This window comes from Pseudomonas sp. SIMBA_067 (genome assembly GCF_046534675.1).
GTDB lineage: Bacteria > Pseudomonadota > Gammaproteobacteria > Pseudomonadales > Pseudomonadaceae > Aquipseudomonas > Aquipseudomonas putida.
Genome location: NZ_JAWRYH010000772.1, coordinates 1 through 258, shown reverse-complemented (window position 1 = coordinate 258; position 258 = coordinate 1). Strand labels below are relative to the sequence as shown.

Annotated in this window: 1 pseudogene; it reads right to left on the bottom strand. The window is 62.8% G+C overall.

The window, feature by feature from the left end:
• Nucleotides 1-258 (bottom strand): annotated as a pseudogene (locus SB765_RS31270) (ABC transporter permease); the annotation flags it as partial.

Here is a 258-nt window from a genome sequence, read left to right as displayed (position 1 = left end):
CCCGCTGGCAACGCCCAGTACACCGCCGAGTAACGACAGCACGCCAAGTTCCACGCCAAGGCTGACGAGTAACATCCGCGCGCTGACCCCACAGGCGCGCAAGGTGCGCAGCAGGCCACGGCGCTGTTCCAGGGCCAGGCCGATGGCGGCGTGGACGATAAACAAGCCCACGACAAACGACAAACAACCCAGTGCGTCGAGGTTCAGGTGAAAGCTCTCGGTCAGGCGTGCGAGGTTGTTGTCTTCACCTTGCTTGAG